General features: G+C 40.7%; 19 protein-coding genes and 1 tRNA gene. 8 read left to right on the top strand and 12 right to left on the bottom strand.

The window, feature by feature from the left end; translation table 11 throughout:
* Window positions 1-261: 261 nt before the first annotated feature.
* Complete coding sequence (locus tag ACR65H_RS14550; RefSeq protein WP_440501184.1) at window positions 262-420, top strand: hypothetical protein; 159 nt, start codon at window positions 262-264, stop codon at window positions 418-420.
* Between the two features lie 37 nt (window positions 421-457).
* Here ACR65H_RS14550 and ACR65H_RS14545 read toward each other — a convergent pair whose 3' ends face one another.
* Window positions 458-1,303: a DNA-3-methyladenine glycosylase family protein gene (locus ACR65H_RS14545; protein WP_440501183.1), complete on the bottom strand. Its 846-nt coding sequence runs from the start codon at window positions 1,301-1,303 to the stop codon at window positions 458-460.
* 130 nt (window positions 1,304-1,433) lie between these two features.
* Here ACR65H_RS14545 and ACR65H_RS14540 point away from each other — a divergent pair.
* A tRNA-Val gene (locus ACR65H_RS14540) sits at window positions 1,434-1,506 on the top strand.
* A gap of 147 nt (window positions 1,507-1,653) precedes the next feature.
* On the opposite strand, the gene ACR65H_RS14535 is transcribed toward ACR65H_RS14540, so the two are convergent.
* Together ACR65H_RS14535 and ACR65H_RS14530 are read right to left on the bottom strand one after the other, a co-directional pair.
* Window positions 1,654-3,036, bottom strand: coding sequence for a VWA domain-containing protein (locus ACR65H_RS14535; protein ID WP_440501181.1), 1,383 nt, complete (start codon window positions 3,034-3,036; stop codon window positions 1,654-1,656).
* 35 nt (window positions 3,037-3,071) lie between these two features.
* Window positions 3,072-4,226, bottom strand: a complete 1,155-nt coding sequence (locus ACR65H_RS14530; RefSeq protein WP_440501179.1) for an AAA family ATPase — start codon at window positions 4,224-4,226, stop codon at window positions 3,072-3,074.
* Window positions 4,227-4,429: 203 nt separating this feature from the next.
* Here ACR65H_RS14530 and ACR65H_RS14525 point away from each other — a divergent pair, with 203 nt between their 5' ends.
* Both ACR65H_RS14525 and ACR65H_RS14520 read left to right on the top strand, forming a co-directional pair.
* Window positions 4,430-6,490 (top strand): catalase, encoded by a 2,061-nt coding sequence (locus tag ACR65H_RS14525; protein ID WP_440501178.1) that lies wholly within the window; start codon window positions 4,430-4,432, stop codon window positions 6,488-6,490.
* Window positions 6,491-6,707: 217 nt separating this feature from the next.
* Window positions 6,708-6,941 carry a hypothetical protein gene (locus ACR65H_RS14520; protein ID WP_440501177.1) on the top strand — a complete coding sequence of 78 codons (234 nt, stop codon included), beginning with the start codon at window positions 6,708-6,710 and terminating at the stop codon, window positions 6,939-6,941.
* 45 nt (window positions 6,942-6,986) lie between these two features.
* Here the strand turns inward: ACR65H_RS14520 and qoxD are convergent, their stop codons facing one another.
* From qoxD to qoxA, 4 genes are all read right to left on the bottom strand, one after another.
* On the bottom strand, window positions 6,987-7,268 hold the full coding sequence (qoxD, locus tag ACR65H_RS14515; RefSeq protein ID WP_252503785.1) for a cytochrome aa3 quinol oxidase subunit IV: 282 nt from the start codon (window positions 7,266-7,268) through the stop codon (window positions 6,987-6,989).
* Window position 7,269: 1 nt separating this feature from the next.
* The gene (gene qoxC, locus ACR65H_RS14510; protein WP_440501176.1) at window positions 7,270-7,866 is read right to left on the bottom strand and encodes a cytochrome aa3 quinol oxidase subunit III; all 597 of its coding nucleotides are present in this window, start codon (window positions 7,864-7,866) and stop codon (window positions 7,270-7,272) included.
* Window positions 7,853-9,811 (bottom strand): cytochrome aa3 quinol oxidase subunit I, encoded by a 1,959-nt coding sequence (qoxB, locus tag ACR65H_RS14505; protein WP_440501175.1) that lies wholly within the window; start codon window positions 9,809-9,811, stop codon window positions 7,853-7,855. The genes qoxC and qoxB overlap by 14 nt, the downstream gene beginning before the upstream one ends.
* A gap of 69 nt (window positions 9,812-9,880) precedes the next feature.
* Window positions 9,881-10,795, bottom strand: coding sequence for a cytochrome aa3 quinol oxidase subunit II (qoxA, locus tag ACR65H_RS14500; RefSeq protein ID WP_440501174.1), 915 nt, complete (start codon window positions 10,793-10,795; stop codon window positions 9,881-9,883).
* A 621-nt stretch (window positions 10,796-11,416) separates the two neighbouring features.
* Here qoxA and ACR65H_RS14495 point away from each other — a divergent pair.
* Window positions 11,417-11,533 carry a YjcZ family sporulation protein gene (locus tag ACR65H_RS14495; protein ID WP_440501173.1) on the top strand — a complete coding sequence of 39 codons (117 nt, stop codon included), beginning with the start codon at window positions 11,417-11,419 and terminating at the stop codon, window positions 11,531-11,533.
* 331 nt (window positions 11,534-11,864) lie between these two features.
* Window positions 11,865-12,152 carry a phospholipase gene (locus ACR65H_RS14490; RefSeq protein WP_440501171.1) on the top strand — a complete coding sequence of 96 codons (288 nt, stop codon included), beginning with the start codon at window positions 11,865-11,867 and terminating at the stop codon, window positions 12,150-12,152.
* A 196-nt stretch (window positions 12,153-12,348) separates the two neighbouring features.
* Here ACR65H_RS14490 and arsC read toward each other — a convergent pair whose 3' ends face one another.
* The 3 genes from arsC to ACR65H_RS14475 all read right to left on the bottom strand — a co-directional run bounded on the left by arsC (window position 12,349) and on the right by ACR65H_RS14475 (window position 14,677).
* Window positions 12,349-12,768, bottom strand: coding sequence for an arsenate reductase (thioredoxin) (arsC, locus tag ACR65H_RS14485; protein WP_440501170.1), 420 nt, complete (start codon window positions 12,766-12,768; stop codon window positions 12,349-12,351).
* A gap of 25 nt (window positions 12,769-12,793) precedes the next feature.
* Entirely contained in the window at window positions 12,794-14,089 is a 1,296-nt protein-coding gene (locus tag ACR65H_RS14480; RefSeq protein ID WP_440501168.1) for an arsenic transporter, read from the bottom strand.
* Window positions 14,090-14,203: 114 nt separating this feature from the next.
* Window positions 14,204-14,677, bottom strand: coding sequence for a GyrI-like domain-containing protein (locus tag ACR65H_RS14475; protein ID WP_440501167.1), 474 nt, complete (start codon window positions 14,675-14,677; stop codon window positions 14,204-14,206).
* A gap of 91 nt (window positions 14,678-14,768) precedes the next feature.
* On the opposite strand from ACR65H_RS14475, the gene ACR65H_RS14470 reads away from it, so the two are divergent.
* Entirely contained in the window at window positions 14,769-15,224 is a 456-nt protein-coding gene (locus ACR65H_RS14470) for a GNAT family N-acetyltransferase (protein ID WP_440501166.1), read from the top strand.
* Window positions 15,225-15,260: 36 nt separating this feature from the next.
* On the opposite strand, the gene ACR65H_RS14465 is transcribed toward ACR65H_RS14470, so the two are convergent.
* Complete coding sequence (locus ACR65H_RS14465) at window positions 15,261-17,066, bottom strand: S9 family peptidase (RefSeq protein WP_440501165.1); 1,806 nt, start codon at window positions 17,064-17,066, stop codon at window positions 15,261-15,263.
* 128 nt (window positions 17,067-17,194) lie between these two features.
* Window positions 17,195-18,511, bottom strand: coding sequence for a sodium-dependent transporter (locus ACR65H_RS14460; protein ID WP_440501164.1), 1,317 nt, complete (start codon window positions 18,509-18,511; stop codon window positions 17,195-17,197).
* Between the two features lie 160 nt (window positions 18,512-18,671).
* Here ACR65H_RS14460 and ACR65H_RS14455 point away from each other — a divergent pair, with 160 nt between their 5' ends.
* On the top strand, window positions 18,672-19,169 hold the full coding sequence (locus ACR65H_RS14455) for a TspO/MBR family protein (RefSeq protein WP_440501162.1): 498 nt from the start codon (window positions 18,672-18,674) through the stop codon (window positions 19,167-19,169).
* The last annotated feature ends 16 nt before the right edge of the window (window positions 19,170-19,185 follow it).

Raw genomic sequence — 19,185 nt, 5'->3', positions numbered from 1 at the left:
TTTCCGACAAATTCCGACCAATTACGCAGTTTGGGGAAACATGCGCCAACATATACTATGTTTACATGATACATGATTTTATTACTGGTATATGATCGTTTCTGCTAATAATAACAATGCAAAACGGCTTATGAAACAGGTCAGCAAGCAATAGGTCTAACGATTCTTTTTCAATAGTGTGCGTTTTAGTCTCTCTCATTCACGGGTAAAGACATATCACATAACCACAAACTAATTATGAATGAAATGGAGGAAATGAACATGACAACGACAGAAACTTGGTGGGAAACAATTTTTGAAGGGAATCTTTCATTAGGTCTCAACAAGGAGCGCATCACGGACCTGGACAATGAAACTTTCCTCTACTTTGACAGCGAACATGAAATGGAACAAGGTCCCCACCAAACTCATACACATTAATTGACCAAGCTTCCCTTATGACAGGGAAGCTTTTTTGTTATTCTATGCTCCGCCATAAATACAACGCGGCATAACTTAAATTGGGAGACCAGATCGGAAAATTCGCTCGCATTTCGTCAACAGTCGGTTTGCGATCAAGATTCCATAGTCGCTTTAAGGCATTCTGAAGCCCAATATCCGCCAATGGAAATAAATTTGGCCGTCCAAGACCGAACATGAGGAAGTTTTGTGCAGTCCATGGACCGACTCCACGATGGACCACCATTTGCCGCGTCACTTCTTCATCGTCCAACTTTGAAAACTTTTCGAGATCCAACTTGCCATCTACAATCGCCTTCGACAATCCGATAACATACTCCGCTTTCCTTCCGCTAAATTGAAGCTTCCGTAAATCGTCCACTTCAAGTGCGGCAATCGATTCCGGATCCGGATATCTCCATACACCGTCTTGCTGTGAGCCGAAAGATTGCACAAAGCGCATAGTCAGCACGTGAGAGAACGCCAAGTTCAGCTGTTGGTGGATAATGATTTTCATTAGCGTACCATATAGTGAAAAGCTTTGGATGAGCGGAGTACCAGCATGATCTTTAAAAAGTTGTTCCAAATCGGTTCCCTCAAAATGGTTAGCGATCGCATCCAACGGGCGGTCAAAATGAAAAATGGTTTTTATCTTATTGACTTGTTTTTCGTCAACTGCATTCTTCAGTGTAAAGTTAGGAGCAGCTGTTGTTCCGATGCCACTGAGAGTGACGATATTCCCTTCTTCCATCGGAATGCGGATTTCTCGTTTTTCCAAATCGACTGCATTCACTGGATCCCCCGCTAATCGTTCTAGTGCCCTTTCAAAGTCATATATGAACGGAACTGTAAATTGTCTATCCATGATTATCACCTCTTCACTTTCCATCTTACCTTTTTCCATGGATAGAAAAAACTTTTAGAAATAGTGTTGACTTCTATGAAAAACTAGCTATAATAATAAATGTGCAGTAAGCAAGCAACACATATCTCCCGATTCCGTAGCTCAGCTGGGAGAGCGCTACCTTGACAGGGTAGAGGTCGCTGGTTCGAGCCCAGTCGGAATCATTGGGTGCCAAACCCTTGGAAGTATCGTCGGAACAACGATATTTCTCCGAAACAGATCTATTAGGCCGGATGCCTAGGGTCTGTTTTTTTGTTTTTAAAATTATGGCCATTTTTCACGTTTTTAGGGATGTAGACTTATTTGCATTCTTACACTTCATATACGGTAAAACTACCTTCATCATCAAACCCTGTAATTTCGATAACCCGATCGGTGAACTGTTCCACAGTATTTCTATTGCATCCTATTACGAGGGAGAGGACATTGAAAGCTTTCTCACGTTTTTTCTCATTGAAAGACTTTAAGAATGAATTCGTTAGACAGTCTTCTCCATCTGTTACAAAGACCACATCTGCCTGTTTAAAGCGACTTTCGGATATGACGTGTAACGCTTCCTCAAGCGCTAGTGAAAAATTCGTACCTCCACCTAGAAAGGTCCGTGCAAGCCTAGTTATTTCAGGAACCCTAATTTTCCCTTTTATATACTTGTGAGTTTGAACACGCGAAGAGAATAACACTAAGCAGAGATCCCTTCTCTGCTTCCTGGCAATCGACATAAGAGCTAATGTAAATCCTTTCGATTGGGTGTCAAGGCTGCTCATACTGTCCGACTGATCGAGACAAAGTACAATCGGACCCTTCTTCAATACTTCAAGCCCTCTCTGTTCAAATTGCATAGTGTAGTTTTCTGCAAAACGGCGAAGAAAATCCAGTTTCGTTAACGGATGGGTATAAAAGCTATATTCCACCGGAAGCAAGTTTTCAATGTCGCTTCCAACTGAAATACCTTTTCTTTCTATAGATTTGCTCTGTTTTGACTTTTGTTTGAATCGAGCAATCCGTTTGAATCGACCCGCCCAATCTGCAATTTCTATCATTTTCTTGTCGGATGCAAGTTTCTCCGCCAGTGAAATCTTATCGCGCAATGATACTTTTCTTAAATCCGCTTCCACATTTCCAGCAGTTATACCACCCAACAAAGATTTTAAGTTTTCATTCACCTGCTTAGACTCTTGTCGCGCTTGTGCCATCGCTTGTAAAAGATTTTCTCTATTACTTTGTACCGTTTGCTTTAATACTGCACTTAATTCATTAATTGTTTCCGTTTGCCTTTTTCGATCATTTTCTTGGAATAGAGACTTAGGAACTTGCCTTATTTGCAATTGAAAATGCCACAGCTGTTCTTGGAGTTCCACATCCCCCTCTACTTTCCGAACTAACCATTGGTTTATTTTCTCACCAAATACAATTGTGCTAATGGCGGATGACAAATCATGCAATCGGGTAAAGTTCCTAAAGTATAAGTAATATTCATCAGCCATAATAACTTCCATAATCAACTTATTAACTGAAAGAAAACCTTCAACATCCTTTGCTTTTATCAATGGTTTCATTTTAAATAAGGAAGCCCAAATATCACCTAGCAAAGGTTCAAACGTAGGCAATATAGATACATCTCTAAGCTTTTGGAGGCTTTGTGAGATTTCAAGAATCTCTATAAAACGCCTTCTATCGAAAGTATCCGTATTCAATACTGAACTGTTCTCATCGTAGGCCTTAATCCCCCTCACCAAAACACCCCCTTCACATTTTCCCCATTAAAATACATCGGCTCTAAAATTGAGTTCAGAATTTCTTGCTGCATCGATTTTACTTTGGAATGCAATACATTGATTTCCGATTCCCTTTCTCTATGACTCTTTTTCAACTCATTCAATTCGAGATCTAAAGCGTTTATTTTTTGATTTGCCTCCATTTTTGCCTCCACCGAATTATCCTGCAATATCATGTTAATAATTTCTATCGCTTCAGTTTGTATAGAATCGAGTTTCTGAATAACAGTGTCCTGTGCATGTCTACGAACAATGAATGATACTGTGTCTCTTTGTTCAACCCTCTCCCAAAGGACATGTTCAAGTATTATAATGTCGTCCACCAACACGACTTCTCTTTTTCGAATCAACGCTCTCGCCTGGAGTAAGCTCAGTGACTGCTGAAATCGCCGATCTGACGGTTGAATCCCTTCATCTCTCAACTCTTTGCGTATTTTTAAAATAGCCGTGTATACTTCATCTTGAATAACCACTCTTTCTGTTAGAAACTGAAGTCGTGTCAATTCCTCCATAGTCACGGTTGGCAATTGCATATGTCGTCCTGCATTTTTCATCATGAAAATAAAATTCGTATCTTCAACTATATACTCAATTTCAAACCTAAGTAAAAAACGATCGAATAATGCATCGAGCCCCTCTCCTTCTTCCGGGAATTCATTTGAAGCTCCGATTACTGACATTAAAGGGACTTGAATAGGCATTCCGTCATTATAAAAAACCCTTTCATTAATAATCGTTAATAAACTGTTTAAAATGGCGCTGTTCGCTTTAAAAATTTCATCTAGAAACGCTATATCGGCTTCCGGCATTTTTGTTTCTGTGTTCCGCTTGTATACACCTCGTTCCAAATCCTTCAACGATAAAGGGCCGAATAACTCCTCTGGCGTACTAAACCTCGTGAGCAGCCACTGAAAATATTTTGTACCTTGTATAATTTTCGCAAGCGCTGTCACTAATGCAGATTTCGCCGTACCCGAAGGACCAATGATGAGTATATGCTGTCGAGCTAATACCGCTATTAGAATTGCTTCAATCTCAGCTTCCCTCTCATAGAACCTGTTATTTAATGCATTTATGATTTCATCTAATTTTGATAGGTCATTCTCCATTCATCTCGACTCCATTCACATACTAGTAGGCTTTCAACAAGCTTTTCCATCTCTCCCCTGTGCTATTCTGGAATTTTTATTTAGAATCCTGCAATCATAACTCTCTCTTGCTCCTCTCAACTTCGATCCTAGCTAGTGGTCAATTTAAAATCGTTCGCATAGGCTAGTATGTATGTTAAAAAAACTTGTGTAAGGATGGATGAATGGATAGCAAGTCATCAAGAAACCGACAGCCAATAGGTCAAAATCCAAAGCAAGATCAATTGGATCAATTCCGTGTGCAAAACACCGGAAAACAAATGACGACAAACGAAGGCAGAGTGATTCCGAACGACGAACAGACCTTGAAAGCAGGTGTGCGCGGTCCTTCCCTTCATGAGGATTATTGGTTTTTAGAGAAAATGTCCCACTTCAACCACGAAGAGATCCCTGAGAGAGTCGTCCATGCAAGAGGTTATGGAGCATACGGGGAGTTTGAATGCTACCAATCTATGTCCAATTTCACGAGAGCGGGATTCTTACAGGAACCCGGCAAAAAGACTCCTTTGATATGCCGTTTTTCCACCGTACAAGGGCCGAAAGGATCTTATGATACGGCAAGGGATTTGCGTTGCTTGGGAGTCAAACTCTATACCGAAGAGGGCAACTACGATCTAACGACAATCGCCATGCCTGTTCTCATCATTCAAGATCCGATGAAGTTTCCGGATTCGATGCACGCCTACCAAAACAAGCAGGATGACGGAATACCGACTGCCAGCGGAGCACACGATAGATTCTGGGATTTTGTTGCAAACAACCCGGAATCCATTCATATGGTGACGTGGATCATGTCTGATCGAGGCATTATAAGAAGTTATCGGATGATGGAATCGTGGTCAATCAACACCTATTTATTCATTAATGATGAAGGGGTTGCAACCTTTGTCCGGTTTGTTTGGAAACCCGTCCTTGGAGTACACTCCCTGCTTCAGGAAGAGGCGTTCAAAATAGGCGGACTCGACCCAGACTTCCATCGGAGAGATTTACGGGAAGCAATTGACCGTGGAGCGTTTCCCGAATATGAGCTAGGTGTCCAACTCATTCCAATGGAAGATGAATTCAAATACGATTTTGATGTTCTGGATCCTGCTAAGTTCTGGCCGGAAGAGCTTATCCCTGTCCAGTTTATCGGCAAGATGACATTGAACCGAAACATAGATAATTACTTTGCTGAATTGGAGCAAGTGGCATTCAACCCCGCGAATGTTGTTCCAGGGATTGGTTTCTCGAATGATCCTGTCTTGCAAGGAAGATTACTTGCTTATAGAGATACACAGCAATACAGACTTGGCAGCGCCAATTATGATCAATTGCCGGTCAACCGTCCACTCTGCCCGTTCCACAACAATACACGAAGAGGCGTAATGAGGATGCGGATTGATGTGGACCAAGTGAACTATCATAATAATTCACTCGCCAATAATGCCCCCTTTACGGCGCCACCTGAGCAAGAGATCTTTATTCATTACCCCCAAAAAGTTGATGGGCACATCATTCGCGGACGAAGCCCTTCATTCAATGATTTCTTCTCGCAGCCAAGAATCTTTTGGAATAGCTTGACGCCTATAGAGAAACAACATACCATTGACGGATTCAGTTATCAGCTCGGGAAAGTCAAAAGTGAATCGGTACGCCAGCAAAACGTCGATCTATTAGTCAATGTGGATAAGGAACTTGCCAATATTATTGCAGACAATATAGGTGTTAATCGCCCAAGTGGCACAAATGTGCCCGTGTCAACAAGTTACCCATCTCTTAGCCAAGCAAGCACACCTAAGTATGCATATACTCAAAAAGTTGGTGTCTTAATAGGAAATGACTTTAATAGCAATGAAGTAATTAATGCACTTAAAGTATTGGAAGATGCAGGGGTATTTGTCGTCATCGTAAGTGAAACATTAGGTTCAGTCACAGGCAACGATGGCACGAAGTTAAAAGTTGACCAAACATTTCTCACCTCTAGCCCTTACCTACTTGACTCTCTCTACATTGTCGGCGGAAGTCACAAGAACCAGGCAAAATTCAATTATGAAATATCTGAGTTTATACAAGTAGCGTATAAGTTCTATAAACCGATTGGTGTGGCCACCAGCGGACAATCATTGCTGAATGTCTCAGATGATAATAATTTAGCAGGTGTAGTTTTCGCCGCTAACAATCCAAATTTCGGAAATGATTTTGTTACAGCTATTGCCCAGCAGCGTTTTTGGGATAGAACATAGTATAGATGTATGTATGATTCTTACCAGAAAAATCACCTCTCACAAGAAAGAGAGGTGTTTTTTTGTTTGGTCATTCAGAAAATCGCATTTTTTATCGATGATTACTATCTTCAAGCTTTAAATAAATTCGCGAATTCTATCTTTTAAAAATAATCTACGAAAAAAAGTTTGACAACTTTGTGAACAAGGTAAATAATATAGAAAAGGGGTGTTGGTAATGGAAACCAAATTAAAAATTTTGAATGCAGTTAAAGTTGTCGGCATCACAGTACTCGCCATTGGAATCTCTATTTTCTTATATGGATTTTTTGTAAGCGATTACAGTGCAATTACAGGTATCGGGATTGGAACTGTGATGGGAGCCATCTTCATCTTCCTAATGGGTGTCTTTTTTGTTGCAACAGAAGAGATGCATGAGAAAGCGGATAAAGGAATACGTGTTATTCAATAACATAGAAAAGGAGCACCCAAAGGGGCGCTCCTTTTTTTCATTTCATCACATATCCCAAACCAAAATCAATAATGTACCGAAAATCGTGACGAGGGCAATTGCAATTCCGTAATAGATATTTGCGTAGATTGCCACTTTGTCTTCCGACTCACCAGCATGCATAAAGCCGACAAGCTGAACAGCCGCTTGTATGAATGCTGTTGCCAAAAGAATCGTCATCCCTACCGCAAATGACAAATCCAAGAAATAGACAGTCAATGCAGCTGCAGTCAGAACTAATGAAAAGACAAATCCCATCACTTGTTTACGCGGGAATAATTCACTCATTTTACATCATTCCTTTCAAATAGATGAAGCTGAAGATGAAGATCCAGACTACATCTAAGAAATGCCAGTAAAGCGAGAAGATGAATGATTTATTAGCCGTTCCAGGCGTTATACCACGTTTTTTCACTTGCATAATAATGAACAGTCCCCAGAAGAAACCGACTGTCACGTGGGCACCGTGCGTACCTAACGTCGTCAATAGAATGCCAGTGAAGGCACTCACCTGAAGGCCGGCTCCAACGTGGACATAATGAGTAAACTCATAAATTTCCACTCCCAAGAATGCTAGACCGAGAAGCAATGTGATGGCAAAGAATGTCATCATTGCATTTTTTCTACCGATTCGCATTGCATGAACGCCAAGACCAATTGTAAAGCTACTTGTCAATAGCAAAATCGTTTCAATGAGCACCGGCGTGAGTTCGAAAATCTCTGCCCCTGCAGGTCCGCTCCCCGTCCGATTTTCCAATGTGAAATAAGTTGCAAAAAGCGTTGCAAATAGCATCACTTCGGCCCCGAGGAAAATCCAGAAGCCTAGTATGTTCAACTTATTCTGTTCTGTGCCATATTCGAGTGGAAGCGAGTTATCGATTTTCATTTGCTAACACCTCGCTATTATTTTCTGTTGCTTCAATTTCTTTAACGGAAATGTAATGGCCGTCGTCTTTTTCAAATGATCGATGGGCCATGAATGCAAAGATGGCAATCGTCGTAATGATCGCAGGGATCCACATGCTAAATATGAATGAGAAGCCCCAGACGAAGAAAATACAACTCATGATAAACGGCATTCCGCTGTTATTCGGCATATGAATCTTTTCGATTTCACCTTTAAATATCGATTTCCCTTGTTTCTTATGATCCCAAAACGCTTCAATGGAATCGACATGCGGTACACGCGCAAAGTTATAAGATTGAACTGGAGTCTGTGTCGCCCATTCAAGCGTACGTGCATTCCATGGATCAGAACCAATATTGCGGGATGAATGGCGTGTGCTGTAATAAACGTTATAGACGATTAACGCAAAGCCGATCGCAAGGCCAACTGCCCCAACGAATGACAGCATGTTCAACGGACCAAAACCAGTCGCTTCTGAGTAAGAGTACATCCGACGCGCTTGCCCATCCAAACCTGTGAAGAACATAGGGAAGAATGTGACGTTGAAGCTGATTGCGATAAACCAAAAAGCCCATTTACCGATTTTTTCATTCAACATGAAACCGAACATTTTTGGCCACCAATACGTAAGACCGGCAAGCATTGCAAATACAACACCTGGAATGATCGTGTAATGGAAGTGAGCGACTAAGAACATCGTATTATGATATTGATAATCGGCACTCGCCATACCGAGCATAACCCCGGTTACCCCACCGATAGTGAAGATCGGGATGAATCCTACTGAATACAGCATTGGAACTGTAAATCTAATTTTCCCTTTCCGCATCGTCAATAGCCAGTTGAAGATTTTAATTCCAGTTGGGATTGCAATCGCCATTGTCGTAATAGAGAAGATACTATTCGTTAAAGGTCCTTGCCCCATCGTGAAGAAATGGTGCGTCCAAACTAAGAAAGAGAAGAATGAAATGATCACAATTGAAGCGACCATCGATTTATAACCGTATAAGTTTCGTTGTGAAAACGTTGAAATGATTTCACTGTAAATACCGAATGCCGGTAGGATCAAGATATACACTTCCGGATGACCCCAAACCCAGAACAGGTTGGCCCAAAGCATATCCATACCGCCATTAGTCATCGAGAAAATATGAGCGCCGAATAGACGGTCCATTGTTCCTAACAATAATGTAACTGTGAGGACTGGGAATGCGAATACTACAATCGCATTTGTAATGAGCGCTGTCCAAGTGAACATTGGCATTTTCATCAATTTCATACCAGGCGCTCTCATTTTAAAGATTGTTGTAATGAAGTTAATCCCTGAAATCAATGTACCAATACCGGCAATTTGAATCGACATCAAGTAATAATTCGTACCGACAGATTGGCTGAAATCATTTCCTGCGAGCGGGAAGTATGAAGTCCAACCTGCGTCAGGCGAACCGCCGATAACGAATGAAATATTAAATAACATTGCACCCATAAAGAACAACCAGAAGCTGAGCGCATTCAGGCGAGGAAACGCTACATCGCGCGCCCCGATTTGTAGTGGTACAACAAAGTTCATTAATGCATAAATAAACGGCATAGCCATGAAGATAATCATTACAACCCCATGGGTCGTAAACACTTCATTATAATGTTGGGCATCCAACAATTTATTATCAGGTACAGCAGTTTGTGCCCGCATCATTAAAGCATCAACCCCGCCGCGGAATAGCATGAGCAAAGCGGCGATGAGATACATAATACCGATACGTTTATGGTCGACAGTCGTCAACCATTCGCGCCATAAGTAACCCCATTTTTTAAAATATGTTAAGCCTACGAGAATCGCAATTACGGTAAGACCAATGGCAACCATAGATGCGTAAATTGCAGGACTTGGGTGAGGTATGGCAAATCGATCAAAGTAATCCATACTTGTTGTACTCCTTTCGGAAATTTATTTCGAGACATTTGTAGTTTTAATAGAAAATCTCAAGCGCTATTAATGTTGATCCGAATGATCCATTTCCATGTTGGCATGGTCGTCTTCGGAATGATGTTCATGCTCCTCTGTGTCGCTAGATCCATGATTGTGGCCTTCAGGCGGCGGCAAGAATTTCAAGTGCGTTCCACTGAATGTCATTTGCCCAAGATGACCTGGTTCCAACAACTCCGTAAATTTCTCTTCTGTTAAAGGCTCGGCAGTCGATTTCACTTCTTCCACCCATTTATCAAATTCCTCTGCGGGCATCGCCTCTACATGGAAGATGTTTTCTGCAAAGCCTTTTCCGCTGAAGTTCGCATTTCTTCCCATATATTCACCAGGTACTTCAGCTGCCAAATGTAAAGTAGTGATCATATCCGACATCGCATATTTTTGTCCTCCGAGCTGCGGAATCCAGAAACTTGTAATTGGGCCATATGAATAAAGTCTAAATTCCAATGCCCGGTCTGTCGGGATATACAAGTAGTTCACTGTTTCAATATTTTCTTCCGGATAACTGAAATGCCATTTCCAGTCAGAGGAAGAAGCGTACACGACCAATGGTTTTTGGTCTTCATATCCTTTCGGCGTCGCCTCTACTTCATAATTCGATTTGACAGTTACGATAGAGAGGAAAATGATAATGATAACCGGAATTCCGACAATGATGGATTCAACAATCGGGTTCCCCTCGATATGCGGTGGTTCATAATCCTCGCTTTGTTTTGAAGCTCGGTATTTAAATACGACATATATCATTAAAGCAAAGACAGCAATTACAACGATTGCCATCGTTGCAATCGAAATCCAAATGACATTGGCAGTCGTTTCAGCTTGGGGCCCTTTCGGATCCAGCACCATTACTGGTTCACAGCCAGCCAACACTGCTAGAATACCGAAAACCAAACTTAATAACGTCCATTTCCTTTTCATGAAAGTACCCCTTTCCTTTGTTCTATTAGTAATAGAAACAGCAAGTGAAATTATTATATTTAGCAGTTCCTCGAACTAGAGATTTATCTTAATATAATATAATGCCAAAAACAATTATCAGATGCACAGTTCACAAAAACTTCATCCAAAATGGAATGAGTTCGTCACAAATCGTTCATTAAACGGCGATATATCTGACACATTTTATCCGCTCATTTAACAATTTTTAATTTAAAAATAAAGAAACTTATATTTATTTTCCAGAACACATTTTAGGTTATGAAACGAAGAAGTTATTCATTTTATATTAATCTGAATACTACTTTTCAACTTTTTATAAGACTAGTTTTTAAAGGGGTTGAACGTTATTCAACATTCTTTACCAACCTAAAATATTTCACAAAAAAAGGAAGAATACGTACCTAGTTCAGGTACACATTCTTCCTTTGTTTATACAATTTTTGTTGTCAGTTTGAAATGTGATCAATAAACACTTCATAATTATCTTCACGACAAGGCGATAGTCAACCTAATCATGATCATTGACTACCTGATGTTTGTCCAATGCATTTCAATCCTGCTTCATATAATGTACTAATATTGACAAGGGAGGTGTGAATTATGAGTGCAGGTGGATATGGTGGAAGTTCAAGCTTCGCGTTAATCGTCGTTCTGTTCATTCTATTAATCATCGTAGGTGCATCTGTCTTTTATGGCGGAGGTTTCGGTGGTTACTAAGTTAATGACGACCCTAAATATACGTCCTCTTTAGGTAACTTTAATTGTTATTCTAAGGAGCTGCGTTGCATTCAAGTCTATTCTCACCTCAAACCCTTCAAGCAACATATAGGATATGCAAACACCTTAACAAGTTTCTTCCTTCAATTAATAGAACACTTACAGACCATTGGCAGAATGCCTTGGTCTGCTTTTTCATTTTCTCAGCGATAAAAAAGCGAGATAGAGTTACCCATCGCATAGGTTCTCGCTTATGAACTATCGCATAGAGAAGAATAAAATATAATGATATACATTTATTGGACAGAACAAATAGAGAAGGAGATTTAGTATGATGTCATTTAGAAATAATAGAGGGCTTCGTTTTTGTCTATTTCCCGGATATAACTGGTGTGGCCCTGGCTGCAACGGGCCAGGTGGTCCAGTGAATGCAGTCGATGCTGCATGCAAAGCACATGATATTTGTTATCGCCAGTTTGGCAATCGCTGTTATTGCGACCGTGAATTCCTTCAACGTCTACTACCTTATATAAATGAAGACTCCCCAATGGGTAGACACGCGAGGATTTTCTACAACTATATACGATTTCAAACAACCTTCACTTGTGGCAGGTTCTAATTGTGACTTGCACATTGTCCCGGTGCCTGTGCAAGAAACAGTTATGACAATTCAATTGAATGTATAAAGTTTTTCACTATATTAGAATCAAAATACTATTGAAAGTAACTATCCAAGAACCCTTTATACAAACGTAGACAATCGTAGTAAATTAACTGAATCGTTCGTTGCACAGGCACCTACAATATTCTAAAATTCATCTCCCGGTGTTGTTAAATTGCTCAATTCTCCGACCGATTTCATCTCGTACCCGTTGAAAGAAAGCCCATTTCTCCTCGTCTGTCCCTGTTGCTTTTGCAGGATCATCGAAGCCCCAGTGATCACGTTTTATATGAGATGGTGTTACTGGGCATTTATCCGCAGCATCTCCGCATAGTGTAACAATAAAATCAGCTTTATTTATAATACGCATATCAATAAGTTCTGATTTTTGATTGGAGATATCAATTCCCACTTCGTTCATTGCTTTTATTGCGTTGGGGTTTACTCCATGTGCTTCAATTCCAGCACTTTTGACTTGCCACTCTATACCGAGTATCTTTTTCCCCCATCCTTCAGCCATCTGGCTACGGCATGAGTTACCGGTACAGAGGAAATAAATTATTTTTTTCTCCAAGTTACTCACTCCACTTTTTCTCTAATTAGATAATCAATAACCATACGTACAATCCAACTAGTGTGATGAAAAGCGTTGGGACTGTCAAAATGATTCCGACTTTAAAGTACGTTCCCCAACCAATTTTTACACCTTTTTGCGAAAGGACATGCAACCATAGAAGTGTTGCGAGTGAACCGATCGGTGTAATTTTAGGGCCAAGATCGGACCCGATGACGTTTGCATAGATGAGTGCCTCACGGATCGGTCCCGTTGTGTTCGTTTCCGCTATCGCAAGTGCGTCAATCATAACAGTCGGCAAATTGTTCATCACTGATGACAATATTGCGGCAATGAACCCCATTGAAACTGTTGCAGCAAAAAGACCATGGTCAGCTGCCAATTGAATAATACTTGCCAAGACACTCGTCAATCCGGCGTTTTTCAATCCATAGACGACGACGTACATTCCAATTGAAAAGAAGACGATCGCCCAAGGTGCACCTTTCAACACCTGTTTCGTTTGAACAGCCGGGCTCTTTTTTGCCATGACTAAAAAGAAGATGGCTACGATTCCAGCGATAAAAGATACTGGGAGCCCGATGAATTCGCTTGAGAAATACCCAATAAGCAATATGCCCAGCACTCCCCAAGAAAGCCGGAACATCCTGCCATCTTTGATTGCTTCTTTCGGTCGTTTTAATTCTGACACTTCATAATGTCCAGGAATGCTCTTTCGGAAAAATAAAAATAAGACTAGAATGCTCGCGATTAATGAAAATAAGTTCGGAACAATCATCCGTGAGGCGTATTCCGCGAAACCAATTCCAAAATAGTCGGCGGAAACAATATTGACTAAGTTGCTTACAACTAATGGCAACGATGTCGTATCTGCGATAAAACCACTTGCGATGATAAATGGAAAAATCATTTTCTCGCTGAACTTCAAATTTCGAACCATTGCCAATACAATCGGAGTCAGTATCAATGCAGCACCATCATTTGCAAATAAAGCCGACACAATCGCACCAAGAAGGCTGACATAAACGAACATTCGAAGCCCGCTCCCTTTAGCCAAACGGGCCATATGTAATGCAGACCATTCGAAAAATCCAATTTCATCCAGAATTAAAGAGATGATAATAATTGCTACAAATGCCAGTGTCGCATTCCAAACAATGCCCGTGACATCGAGCACATCCGTTAAATCAACGACACCGAATAACAAAGCAATGACTGCACCTGCACATGCCGACCACCCGATTGATAGGTTTCTAGGCTGCCAAATAACAAAAATAAGTGTAATGATAAATATTATTGACGCGGTTATGGCTGAATACAAATTTTAAGTCCTCCCTATTCGTAGTACATCCGACATCATATTATTTAATAGCCATCTGTACAATAGCAAATAAAATGAACCGGCCAACTCCTCTTCGGATAGCCGGTTCTCTCATCATTGGATTGGTACTAAAATTTCAACGACTTCTTCTTCAGCTCCCTCTTCAAGATAGAAAACCTCCATTGGAAATGATTTATCATACCATTTTTGTTTATAACCGTTCTCACCCATCCACGCAAATAATTTGGAATACCCTTGATCGATCGTCTTATTGGAGCAGCTGATTTTTGCATAATCCATCAGCGGAAGTGTAAATCCAATCATCCCTTCAGGTATTTCTGTAAGCTCCTCGACTTCCACACACGCGAAATAAGTAGCGACGATATCATTGCACATATACGGACTGATTAAGACTTGTTTATTTTTACAATTTACGACTTCGTCGATCCGCTTTTCAAAATCCATTTGAACTTTCATGGCAGCATTCGGGAACGACTGTGGAAAATTTGCTGTTATGCTTTGTCCAATCAATGCATATTCCCTTTTTACTACTTCACATACAAACGTAGCAACCGTTTTTACTTCCATCCCACTCTCTCCTTTGTAACTATTTCCTTATATAATTCTCTATTTGTTTTTGAAACTCCTTCCTTTATAGTAATATACAGGAGGTGTTATTGTGGAAATTTATTCGATACATGATAGAGAAGAGTTGTTCGAAGAGGCGGTACAAGCATTTTGGAAACAATGGGGCAACGAATCGAACTATCGGTTTTACAAGGATTGTATGAAACATTCATCTGTGACTGGCGATGAGGTTCCTTCTTTTTATATTGCCGTTGCAGATTCTAATATTATTGGTACATATGCGATTTTACGAAATGACCTCGTAAGCAGGCAGGACCTTTCCCCATGGCTTGCTTGTCTATACGTAGATCCTAAATATCGCGGACAAGCAATTGGATCACAGTTACTTGATCATGCAGTTGCCGAGGCGAAACGGAAAGGATTTAAGAAGCTATATTTGACGACAGACCATGTCGGATATTATGAGAAATATGGCTGGTCAAAGATCGATACGTGCTTTGATATTTTCGGGAATCCGTCCTCGGTCTATGAAAAATCATCCATATAAAAACTCCAGTGCTAGTCGCACTGGAGCATTTTTCATTTACAAATACGTGTCCAAAAATTCTCGAATCGCTCGATATCCTTTAATTTGGTTTTCACGTTTCGTGAAGCCATGACCTTCGTCGTCAAAAATGATGTACTCAACCGGAACACCATTCTCTTTCACTTTTTCAACAATATCATCCGACTCAACTTGCAACACTCGCGGATCATTGGCACCTTGCAAGACGATGAGCGGCTTATTAATTTTTTCCGCATGAAAAAGCGGTGAAATGCTACGGATATAATCAGTCTGTGTATACGGGTCACCGATTTTCTTGTACAACAATTCACGCATAGCTTCCCACCATGGTGGTATGCTTTTCAACGTTCGCTCCCAGTTGGATACTCCGAATATATTCACCCCAACTTCAAACGAACCAGGTTGGAATGCAAGAGCAGCAAGCGCCATATAACCGCCATAACTTCCACCAATAATTCCGATACGATTTTCGTCAATCAACCCTGTCTCAGTTAAAAACTTTTTGCCTTCAATACAATCAGCCAAGTCAATTTCACCGTGCTTCAAATCGGCTGCCTTGAAAAATGTTTTCCCGTATCCAGAGCTTCCGCGGTTATTCACTGCGAGCACTGCGTAACCATGATTCACTAAATACTGGATCATCGGATTGAAATCGACCGTCGACTGGCCTCCCGGACCACCGTGTACCCAAATAAGTGCAGGTGCTTTTTCACCTTTTTCTAAGTGTGGCTCGTAATAAATTGCCGGAATCTCAAGACCATCAAACGACGGATAATGAATAACCCTTGCATCCACTAAGTCATTCTCATCAATCTCGGGATTAAGTGTGTCAGTTAAGCAGCTTAATTCATTAGACTCAAAGTCATATACATACGAATTCGCAGGAGCTGTTGACCGGTTTACTAAAAACGCAATATACCGCTCACTCTTGGAAATGGATAATCCACTAATTTGTCCTTCTGGAAAATCTGCTATTTCAACATACTCTCCTGTTTCCGAATCAATTACTTTCACTTCGATTTTCCCGTCATTATTCACATAATAGTAAAGGTATTTATGATTTGGAGAAAACCGGGCAGTTAAAACATCCCAGTTTTCTTTCGCAACGATCTCTTTGTTTCCTGTTGATAAACAAAGCCGCTTCACATATAAAAACTCATGATCTTCATCTGTTAAATAATATAAATGAGTAGAATCCAAATCAAATGCTACTGGTTGATATTGAACATCTCCAACATGGTTAGATATATGTTTGACACCATCTTCTTTCGTGTATATAAACATATCCGAATCATTCGATGTCCGTGGCTTGTGGAGTGCAATGTATTTTTTATCATCGGAAATCGCCGAGACATAATAACCATCTTCATTTTTAAATAATATAGTCGGCTCCAATGTGTTGATATTCATTTCATACAAATCCATGAAACGCGGATCCCGATTGTTAGATTCATAGAAAAAGTATTTCTCATCCCGGCTCCAACGGTGAAATTCCGCTTTTTCTTCTTTACCAGGAGTAAGATCGATGCTCTTTCCATCTTCCGTTTGCATATACAAATGTGTTATCTCGTTCCCTCCTTGATCACTTCTGTACAGAAACTTGCGACCATCCGGGAAATAGCCTACAGGAATCTTCCAATTGTCAGCAGAGTCTGTCAGTTGCTCGATATTGCTTCCTTTCAGAGCAACCGCATACGTATTATAGACACCGGAACGATCGCTGCCAATTAAAATTTTTTCATCGTCAGGCGATATCGATACCCCAATTAGACTCTCGCAATTGATAAATTGTTCGATGGAGTACTTTTTCTTTACACTAATCATTTATTAGCCCCTTTTCCCTTTTTATACTACACCCCACAAATATTTTAAACTATTTTGACTACTAAAACAAATTGTCCCCAAAAGAAAAAGCATTCTCCACTATGAAGAAATGCTTTTCAAGGTTTGTATTAAATAAACGATGCAATGAAGATAACGATGATCGCTAAAGGGGCGATAAAGCGGACGAGAAACTTCCAAGCATGATTCAATCTACTATTCATTCGCAGCTCATCATCTGTTTCAGCAGTAGATAACACATGTCCGGCGAAAATGGAAATAAGCAGCGCCCCTATTGGAAGTCCGAACCGGCTCGTGAGGATATCTGCAAAATCAAAAAAAGTTCCTCCGGGCAGCTTCACATCTGATAATACACCAAATGATAAAGCACTTGGAATTCCGACGATGAAAATCAATACCCCAAATACCCATGCCGCCTTTCTTCTACGTTCCAGCTTCTTTTGAATTCCCGTCGAGACGACAATTTCCAACATCGAGATAGAAGATGTCAACGTCGCGAACAACATTAAAATAAAGAATAAAATCAAGAAGAATCCGCCAAATGGAATTTCATTGAAAATGGCAGGCAAGACGACAAAAATTAATCCTGGTCCTTCAGCTGGCGATTGCCCTAATGCAAATACCGCCGGAAAAATGACGATTCCCGCGAGTAGCGAGATGAAAATATTTAAGATCGATACATTGAAAGCGGATTGTCCAAGACGCTCCTCTTTCGGCAAATAAGATGCGTACGTCATCATCGCAGTGACCCCGACGCTTAACGAAAAGAATGCCTGTCCAAGTGCTAGCAATAATGTCTTTCCTGTCAAATACGACCAATCCGGCACAAATAGGAACCGGACTCCTTCCATTGCCCCGTCGAGCGTCAACGAACGTATCGCCAAGACGATGAAGAAAATGAATAGTAAAGGCATCATCCAGCGGCTCGCAAGCTCAATTCCGCCTCGGATCCCACTTTGCACGATCCAGATCGTCAAAATCATGAACACTGCTTGAGCAATGAGCACTTCTCCTGGATTCGCGATAATAGTATTAAATAGTCCTGCATAATCAGATACTTCAAGTCGGAAAAATAACGCCCTTGCTAGATAGGATAGAATCCATCCTCCAACGACGCTATAAAATGATAAAAGAATGAAGGAACTGAGCAATCCCATCCATCCAATCAAAAACCATGGTTTTCCGGGAGCCAATTTTTTCAAAGATGTGACGGCATCATGCTGTCCCCTTCTTCCGATTACAAATTCAGCTAACAGAATAGGCAATCCGATTGCCAATGTGCAAATGATGAATAGCAAGAAGAAAACACTACCGCCGTTTGTGCCAGCCATATATGGAAATTTCCAAATGGCACCAAGTCCGATTGCACTTCCGGCAGCAGCCAATACAAATCCAATTTTAGATGTCCATTGCTCACGTTGTTTCATATAATCACTCACTTTTCAAAATTTCTCCGATGAACATTGTATTAGTATAACGTAGAATGGATGGAATCCATACTATCTTATTATTGCGCATTCTTTACGCTTGTTTATTGTTTTAAGATGTCGTCAAAGGGAATTATGTACTCAACAAGGAGGTTTTACAATGGAACTCTTAAAAATAAACGGTAAGATCGACAAGAAGCGGCTAGCTGTCGGCATTCTAATACCGATAATCGGCGGATCTGTAACGGGATGGTTGGCGAATCGAAATGCCCAAGAAAAATACAACAAGCTCAAAAAACCCCCTTTCTCCCCACCCCCTTCAACATTTCCGATTGCCTGGACAACCCTTTATAGCTTAATGGGACTCGCAAAGTATCGTGTGGAGAAAAAAAGAGAGTATGGGTATGGAAATTCAAGCGCAATTCCCATTTATGAATTGCAACTCGGTCTCAATTATTTATGGTCTTTCTTATACTTCCGATGGGGACTGAGAGGAACAGCTCTTGTTGAAATGACCATTTTACTTGCAGCTATCGCTCTGACGACCTATGAGTTTTACCAAGTTGACCGGACGGCAGGATCGTTAATGATTCCCTATATCGGTTGGGTCGCTTTCGCTTTGTCCCTTAATTTTTCGACGTGGAAATTGAATAAGTAATGATAAAGAAAACCCT

It is taken from the genome of Sporosarcina sp. SAFN-015, from assembly GCF_059415085.1.
This window is presented reverse-complemented; position numbering and strand designations above follow the sequence as displayed.

What these genes read in the sequence shown, in the direction of transcription:
- qoxC (WP_440501176.1), bottom strand. Translation starts at nt 7,866, where the DNA reads ATGAAAATCGATAACTCGCTTCCACTCGAATATGGCACAGAACAGAAT.
- ACR65H_RS14490 (WP_440501171.1), top strand. Translation starts at nt 11,865, where the DNA reads ATGATGTCATTTAGAAATAATAGAGGGCTTCGTTTTTGTCTATTTCCC.
- ACR65H_RS14520 (WP_440501177.1), top strand. Translation starts at nt 6,708, where the DNA reads ATGGAAACCAAATTAAAAATTTTGAATGCAGTTAAAGTTGTCGGCATC.
- ACR65H_RS14465 (WP_440501165.1), bottom strand. Translation starts at nt 17,066, where the DNA reads ATGATTAGTGTAAAGAAAAAGTACTCCATCGAACAATTTATCAATTGC.
- ACR65H_RS14495 (WP_440501173.1), top strand. Translation starts at nt 11,417, where the DNA reads ATGAGTGCAGGTGGATATGGTGGAAGTTCAAGCTTCGCGTTAATCGTC.
- ACR65H_RS14530 (WP_440501179.1), bottom strand. Translation starts at nt 4,226, where the DNA reads ATGGAGAATGACCTATCAAAATTAGATGAAATCATAAATGCATTAAAT.
- ACR65H_RS14550 (WP_440501184.1), top strand. Translation starts at nt 262, where the DNA reads ATGACAACGACAGAAACTTGGTGGGAAACAATTTTTGAAGGGAATCTT.
- qoxA (WP_440501174.1), bottom strand. Translation starts at nt 10,795, where the DNA reads ATGAAAAGGAAATGGACGTTATTAAGTTTGGTTTTCGGTATTCTAGCA.
- ACR65H_RS14475 (WP_440501167.1), bottom strand. Translation starts at nt 14,677, where the DNA reads ATGGAAGTAAAAACGGTTGCTACGTTTGTATGTGAAGTAGTAAAAAGG.
- qoxB (WP_440501175.1), bottom strand. Translation starts at nt 9,811, where the DNA reads ATGGATTACTTTGATCGATTTGCCATACCTCACCCAAGTCCTGCAATT.
- ACR65H_RS14460 (WP_440501164.1), bottom strand. Translation starts at nt 18,511, where the DNA reads ATGAAACAACGTGAGCAATGGACATCTAAAATTGGATTTGTATTGGCT.
- ACR65H_RS14545 (WP_440501183.1), bottom strand. Translation starts at nt 1,303, where the DNA reads ATGGATAGACAATTTACAGTTCCGTTCATATATGACTTTGAAAGGGCA.
- ACR65H_RS14455 (WP_440501162.1), top strand. Translation starts at nt 18,672, where the DNA reads ATGGAACTCTTAAAAATAAACGGTAAGATCGACAAGAAGCGGCTAGCT.
- ACR65H_RS14525 (WP_440501178.1), top strand. Translation starts at nt 4,430, where the DNA reads ATGGATAGCAAGTCATCAAGAAACCGACAGCCAATAGGTCAAAATCCA.
- qoxD (WP_252503785.1), bottom strand. Translation starts at nt 7,268, where the DNA reads ATGAGTGAATTATTCCCGCGTAAACAAGTGATGGGATTTGTCTTTTCA.